Here is a 6,432-nt window from a genome sequence, read left to right as displayed (position 1 = left end):
AACATTCCGGGAGGTCGGGGTATCAACATATCTGGCGTTGACTTTTGGCACGCTGTTGAGTTCTCAAGGAACGGACGCTTCCTTCGTACTCACCCGCAGACCGTGTCTGGGGTTTTCCTCCGGGCGCTTCCCTTCGGTGTTTCATTTTGTTCTGTACTTCGTTCTTGCGTTTCCGACTCTATCAGACTCTTTCGTGTCCGATTCCCCGTCGGAGCGGGGTTCGCTTTCCAGTTCTTCGCTTTCGCGTTTCCCTTTCCGGCGGTTCCGACTCTATCAGATCCTTTCGGGCCTGATTCCCAGTCAGTGGGGCTTGTCCTCCCGGCCCTGCGGCCGTTCCGACGAGTGAGACTTTAGCGGAATCCTGGGCTCCGACGCTAATCGGGGCTTCGGTGCCGACGTTCGGTTCGAGCGTCGATTCCTCATTTCGCATAGGCGTACGCAAAGCAATGCGACACGGAGTCGCTCACTCGTCGTAGGTCCTGCGGAATGACTGTCCGGGGACCGGCACAGGGCCGTTGCTCACGTCGGACAGCTCGGAGAACACTACGTTCCTGTGTGGGGCGTGTCAACTTGAGGGGTTGGGCCGGTAGTCTGCGGGGCATGACAACGCATGCGTGCGTCCTTCAGTGGTGGGCCGCCTGACGGCGGCCGCCTCACACGTATGCGTTCAACGGCCGCCGCTTCGGCGGCCGTTCGCATTTTCCCAGCTCGGGGACCGGCCGCGAGGAGTGGCTGCTCCTACCGAGAGGGTGAATCAGAGATGACGCGGATCTTCAGCGGGGTCAAGCCGACCGGGCCCCTGACGCTGGGCAACTACCTCGGGGCCGTACGCCGGTGGGTCGAGGTCGATCAGCACCGGGCCGACGCGCTGTTCAGCGTCGTGGATCTGCACGCACTGACCGTCGAACACGATCCGGCTCGCGTGCGCCGGCTCAGTCGTCAGGCCGCGACGCTGCTGCTCGCGGCCGGGCTGGATCCCGCCCTGTGCACCCTGTTCGTCCAGAGCCATGTGGACGAACACACGCGGCTCTCCTATCTGCTGGAGTGCACGGCCACCGACGGGGAGCTGCGGCGCATGATCCAGTACAAGGAGAAGAGCGTGCGGGCCCTAGCCTCCGGGGAGAGTGTGCGGTTCTCCCTGCTGTCGTATCCGGTGCTGATGGCGGCGGACATCCTCGCCTATCCCACGGACGAGGTACCGGTCGGTGACGACCAGGCTCAGCATGTGGAGCTGACGCGGGATATCGCCACCCGGTTCAACCAGCGGTACGGGCGCACCTTCTCCGTGCCGAAGGCCACCCGTCCGGCCGTGGCCGCGCGGGTCATGGATCTTCAGGAGCCGACGTCGAAGATGGGAAAGTCCCATGAGTCGACCGCCGGGATCATCTATCTGCTGGACGACGCCGATGTGGTGCGGAAGAAGATCATGCGTGCGGTGACGGACAGCGGCCAGGAGGTCGAGTACGACCCGGAGACGAAACCGGGTGTGGCCAATCTGCTGGAGATCCTGGCCGGGTGCGGGGACCCGGGTGGCGCCACCGGCGGGGAGAAGCCCGCGGATCCGGCGGCGCTGGCCGAGACGTTCACGTCGTACGGGGAGTTGAAGCGGGCCACCGCCGACGCCGTGATCGAGCTGCTGCGGCCGGTGCAGGAACGGCACGCGGTGCTGGCCGCGGACTTCGGCCAGGTGGACGTCGTACTGAAGGAGGGAGCCGCGCGGGCCAGGAGCATCGCCCGGCCCGTGGTCGACGCCGCGTACCGGGCGGTGGGCCTGCTGCCCGCCGACTGAGCCTGGGGTTCCCTGCCTCAGCCGTTGCCCGAGGCCAGGGCGCGGCTGCGGTCGCGGGCGGCTTCCAGCGCCGCGATGAGGGCGGCGCGTACCCCGTGGTTCTCCAGCTCCCGGATGGCGCTGATGGTGGTTCCGGCCGGGGAGGTCACGGCCTCGCGGAGCTTCACGGGGTGCTCGCCGCTGTCCCGCAGCATGACGGCGGCGCCGATGGCGGCCTGGACGATCAGGTCGTGGGCCTGGGCGCGGGGCAGGCCCAGGAGGATGCCCGCGTCGGTCATGGCCTCGACCAGGTAGTAGAAGTACGCCGGGCCGGAGCCGGAGAGGGCCGTGCAGGCGTCCTGCTGGGACTCGGGGACGCGCAGCGTCTTGCCGACGCCGCCGAAGATCTCCTCGGCGTGGGTGAGATGGGCCGGGAGCGCGTGGCTGCCGCCCGAGATGACGGACATGCCCTCGTCGACCAGGACGGGGGTGTTGGGCATGACGCGTACGACGGGTGTGCCGGGGGCGAGACGTTCCTCGATGAAAGCCGTGGGGATACCGGCGGCGGCGCTGATGATCAGCCGGTCGGCGGTGAGGTGGGGGGCGAGTTCGTCGAGGAGCGTGCCCATGTCCTGGGGCTTGACCGCCAGGATGAGGATGTCGGCGCGCTTGGCGGCGTCGGCGTTGGTGGCGGGCTCGACGCCGTACCGGTCGCGGAGCTCCGCCGCCCGGTCCGCGCGGCGCGTGGTGACCAGCAGGTCGCCCGCTCGCCAGCCGGCCCGGATCATGCCGCTGAGCAGGGCCTCGCCGATCTTTCCGGTGCCGAGGACTGCGACGGTCTGGGTCATGTGCGGAGTCACCTCGCCGTAAGGGGTGGGCTTTCTCCCCATCGTCGCACCGGAGGCGGTCGGCGTGCGTGCGGTGTCCGAGGGGCGGTCGCCCGAGCCGGTCTCCGCCGCGTGGTCAGGCCGTACGGCGGCGGAGGGTGGCGGCTCCCAGGCCGAGGACGAGGACGGCGCACCCCGCGACGATCACGGCGTCGCGGACGAAGTCGCCCGTGATGTCGGGGTGGCGCAGGACCTGGTTCATGCCGTCGACGGCGTACGACATGGGCAGCGCGTTGGAGATGGCCTCCAGGACGGGGTGCATGGCGGACCGGGGCGCGAAGAGTCCGCAGAGCAGGAGCTGCGGAAAGATCACCGCGGGCATGAACTGAACGGCCTGGAACTCGGAGGAGGCGAAGGCCGAGACGAAGAGGCCGAGCGCCGTGCCGAGCAGGGCGTCGAGGAGCGCGACCAGGAGGAGCAGCCAGGCGGAGCCGACGACCTCCAGGCCGAGGGCCCATACGGCGAGGCCGGTGGCGAGCACGGACTGGACGACGGCGATGAGCCCGAAGGCGAGGGCGTAGCCGGCGATCAGGTCGCTCTTGCCCAGGGGCATGGCGAGGAGGCGTTCGAGGGTGCCCGAGGTGCGTTCGCGCAGGGTGGCGATGGAGGTGACCAGGAACATCGTGATCAGCGGGAAGATGCCGAGCAGCGAGGCGCCGATGGAGTCGAAGGTGCGCGGGCTGCCGTCGAAGACGTAGCGGAGCAGGAGGAGCATCGCGCACGGGACGATGATCATCAGCCCGATCGAGCGCGGGTCGTGGCGGAGCTGGCGCAGTACGCGGGCGGCGGTGGCCAGGGTGCGGGCGGCGGAGAACGGGCGGGGGCGGGGCGCCGGGGCGAGCTGGGGCCTGGTCCCGGCCCCGGTCCCGGTCTCAGTGCCGGTCCTGGTCCTGGTCCCGGTCTCAGTGCCGGTGTCCGTGTCGGTGCCATTGGCTGTGGGGTCGCTGGTGCTGGAGTCGGCGGTCGTCATCGGGGGGTCCCCTGGAGTGCGTTGGCCTCGTCGACCAGGTGGAGGAAGGCCGCTTCGACGGTCTCCGTGTGCGTACGGGTGCGCAGGGCTTCGGGCGTGTCCTGGGCGAGGATCTCTCCCTCCCGCATGAGGAGGAGCTGGTGGCAGCGTTCGGCCTCGTCCATCACGTGGGAGGAGACGAGGATCGTCGCGGCGCGGTCGGCGGCGATGCGGTGGAAGAGGGCCCACAGGTCGCGGCGGAGTACGGGGTCGAGGCCGACGGTGGGCTCGTCGAGGACGAGGAGTTCCGGCGCGCCGAGCAGGGCGACGGCGAGGGAGACCCGGCTGCGCTGGCCGCCGGAGAGCCGTCCGGCCAGCGAACCGGTGTGGGAGGCGAGGTCGACGTCGGTGATGGCGCGGTCGACGGCCTCTCTGCGGGCGGTACGGCGGGCACGGCCGGGGTCGAGGACTGCGGCGAAGTAGTCGAGGTTCTGGCGGACCGTCAGGTCGTCGTAGACGGAGGGCGCCTGGGTGACGTAGCCGATACGGGCGCGCAGCGCGGGGTCGCCCGCGGGGCGGCCGAGGACGTCGAGGACGCCGGTGACCTGGGCCTGGGTGCCGACGACGGCGCGCATCAGGGTGGATTTGCCGCAGCCGGAGGGACCGAGGAGTCCGGTGATCCGGCCGGGCGGTACGGAGAAGTCGATACCGCGCAGGACGGCGCGGTCGCCTCGGTGGACGGTGAGGCCGCGGGCGTGCACAGCAGCGGCCGCAGGCAAATTCATCATGTGATGAATAATGGCCCCGGTGGACGGACTCGTCAAGCGCCGCACGGGGGATGGGGGACGCGTCTCTTCCGGGGCGCGGATCGACGTCAGGGGCGGCGGATGAGGGTCAGCTCCACCACGTACGCCTCCTCGACGCTCCCGTCGGGGAAGAGGGTGAGCAGCCGCGCGCGCTCGGCCGCCAGGAAGGCGGCCGTGGCCGCTTCGCCGCGCATCCGGAAGATCGAGTGGCTGCCGAGGTGGGCGAGGTGGGTGTCGAGCGGGACGCGGCGGGTCCACGTCACCCGTCGCTCGGCAGGGCGCAGCTCCGCCGGCAGGTCTCCGCCCTGGCCGGGGAGGCTGTGCGCGCCGTGGGCGCCGTCGTCGGCCCAGCGGTGGATCCGTTCGTCCTGGCCGGCGATCCAGGGGACCCCGGCGTCCGCGACGTTCCACCACAGGGCGAGCGCGCCGCCGGGCCTGAGCACGCGCAGCGCTTCGGGCAGGGAGCGGGCCGGGTCGGTCCAGTGCCAGGCCTGGGCGTACGTGATCAGGTCGGCGCAGCCGTCGGCGAGGGGCAGGGCGTCGCCGAGGCCGCGGATGAGGGGGACGTCCGGCTGGGTACGGTGCAGCCGCGCCGCCATGCCGGGGCCCGGTTCCACCGCGGTGACCCGGGCCCCCCGTGCGCGCAGCAGGCGGGTGGCGATACCGGTGCCGGCGCCGATGTCGAAGACGCGGGAGCCCCGGAGCGGGCGGCCGGTCAGTTCCTCGACCGTGTCGAAGAGGGCCGGCGGGTAGCCCGGGCGCGCCTCGTCGTACTGGTCGGCGACGGCGTCGAAGGAGAAGGCGCGCGCGTTCGGACCGGGGGAAGTGGCAGTAGGGCTATCGGCGGAGCTGTTCGCGGAGCTGCCGGCGGGAGGCGTCTGGGGAGTCATGTCCCCATCGTGGTGCCCGGGACGGGGAACGGGCCAGATGCGGTCGGGTCACGCGCGCTGGGGGTTCCCGCCCTTGTTCCCGCCTTTGTTCCTGTCGTTGCCTTTCTTCTTGGCCGCGGCTCGGGCCGCCGGGTTGCCGGCGCGGGCGGTGCGGCGGCGTTCGTACTGCGCCAGGGCCGTTTCGTACTCCTTGCGGCGCAGCCCCTCGCCCGGGGCCTCGGCCAGGGAGCGCAGGAAGTAGGCGATCAGCGAGCCCATGAAGCCGATCGCCTTGACGCTGCGCAGCGACTCCTCGTGGGCGAGGTCGGCCGGGCGGCGGGTGAAGCCGTCCCAAGTTCTGCGGAAGGCGATGGCGCTGCACACCGCGAGCATCACGACGAGGAGCAGGCCGACGAAGGAGCCCACCTTCGCGATCTCCAGGCCCTCGTAGGCGAAGCGGAGGACGAAGCAGGCGGCGACCGCGGTGGTGAGGGAGCCGAGGGCGACCGCGACGCGGCGGGCGACGTACCCGGCGCCGCGGGCGAGCCAGGTCGTCCCGAAGAACACGATGGCCTCGGGCTCCGGGCCGCCGCGGCCACGTCCGCCCCGTACGTTCCTGGTGGAGGCGGCGGACGCGGTCGCGGTGGCGTCGGCGGGGGGCTGGGAGTGCTCGGGGTGCTCGCTCACGGGGCGATTATCCCCGGCGCCTGGAGCGGGGGTTCAGGCGGAGCGAGGGCTGAGGCGCGGCGGGGGCTCAGCCGCAGCGGGGAGCGACGTAGCCGCTGCTTCCCGTGTAGACGTACGCGTCCGAGATGAACTCGCCGTTGGCGATGTTGTCCCAGAGGTTCGTCGTGCCGTACGGGCCCGTGATCCGCTCCCCCGGCTTCTGGCAGTTGATCGGCACGGTCGCGCCGTACTGGAGCACCCTGACGAGCTGGTAGTTGGTGCCCGGGCCGCTGCGGACGTTCACCCGGTAGTCCGGGTGGACCGCGTAGCGCTTGGCCGCCAGGGTCCCCACTTCCGCGGCCGTGGATGTAGCCGTGGCCGTGGCCGTAGCTGCTTCTGTCGTGGTTGTCGCGGTTTCTCCCCCGGATCTGACGGTGTTGTCAACCTCTTCGACTGCCATGCGGTCCTCCCCCATTGACGGTGTGTG

7 protein-coding genes are annotated in these 6,432 nt (G+C 70.8%); 1 reads left to right on the top strand and 6 read right to left on the bottom strand.

Going from position 1 to position 6,432, the window contains the following annotated elements:
• Positions 1-760 precede the first annotated feature (760 nt).
• Entirely contained in the window at positions 761-1,789 is a 1,029-nt protein-coding gene (gene trpS / locus ACFTZC_RS26680; protein ID WP_382893858.1) for a tryptophan--tRNA ligase, read from the top strand.
• A gap of 17 nt (positions 1,790-1,806) precedes the next feature.
• Here the strand turns inward: trpS and proC are convergent, their stop codons facing one another.
• From proC to ACFTZC_RS26650, 6 genes are all read right to left on the bottom strand, one after another.
• Entirely contained in the window at positions 1,807-2,616 is an 810-nt protein-coding gene (gene proC / locus ACFTZC_RS26675) for a pyrroline-5-carboxylate reductase (RefSeq protein WP_382893856.1), read from the bottom strand.
• A gap of 115 nt (positions 2,617-2,731) precedes the next feature.
• On the bottom strand, positions 2,732-3,625 hold the full coding sequence (locus ACFTZC_RS26670; protein WP_382893854.1) for an ABC transporter permease: 894 nt from the start codon (positions 3,623-3,625) through the stop codon (positions 2,732-2,734).
• Complete coding sequence (locus ACFTZC_RS26665) at positions 3,622-4,389, bottom strand: ABC transporter ATP-binding protein (RefSeq protein WP_382893870.1); 768 nt, start codon at positions 4,387-4,389, stop codon at positions 3,622-3,624. The genes ACFTZC_RS26670 and ACFTZC_RS26665 overlap by 4 nt, the downstream gene beginning before the upstream one ends.
• Positions 4,390-4,478: 89 nt before the next feature.
• Positions 4,479-5,300, bottom strand: a complete 822-nt coding sequence (locus tag ACFTZC_RS26660) for a class I SAM-dependent methyltransferase (protein WP_382893852.1) — start codon at positions 5,298-5,300, stop codon at positions 4,479-4,481.
• Positions 5,301-5,348: 48 nt separating this feature from the next.
• Positions 5,349-5,966: a hypothetical protein gene (locus ACFTZC_RS26655; RefSeq protein WP_382893851.1), complete on the bottom strand. Its 618-nt coding sequence runs from the start codon at positions 5,964-5,966 to the stop codon at positions 5,349-5,351.
• 67 nt (positions 5,967-6,033) lie between these two features.
• Complete coding sequence (locus ACFTZC_RS26650; protein ID WP_382893849.1) at positions 6,034-6,405, bottom strand: hypothetical protein; 372 nt, start codon at positions 6,403-6,405, stop codon at positions 6,034-6,036.
• Positions 6,406-6,432: the final 27 nt, after the last annotated feature.

The sequence above is a fragment of the Streptomyces sp. NPDC056987 genome, from assembly GCF_042673865.1.
Classification (GTDB): domain Bacteria; phylum Actinomycetota; class Actinomycetes; order Streptomycetales; family Streptomycetaceae; genus Streptomyces.
Note: the sequence above shows the minus strand (reverse complement) of the source record. Positions and strands in the feature narration are given on the sequence as shown.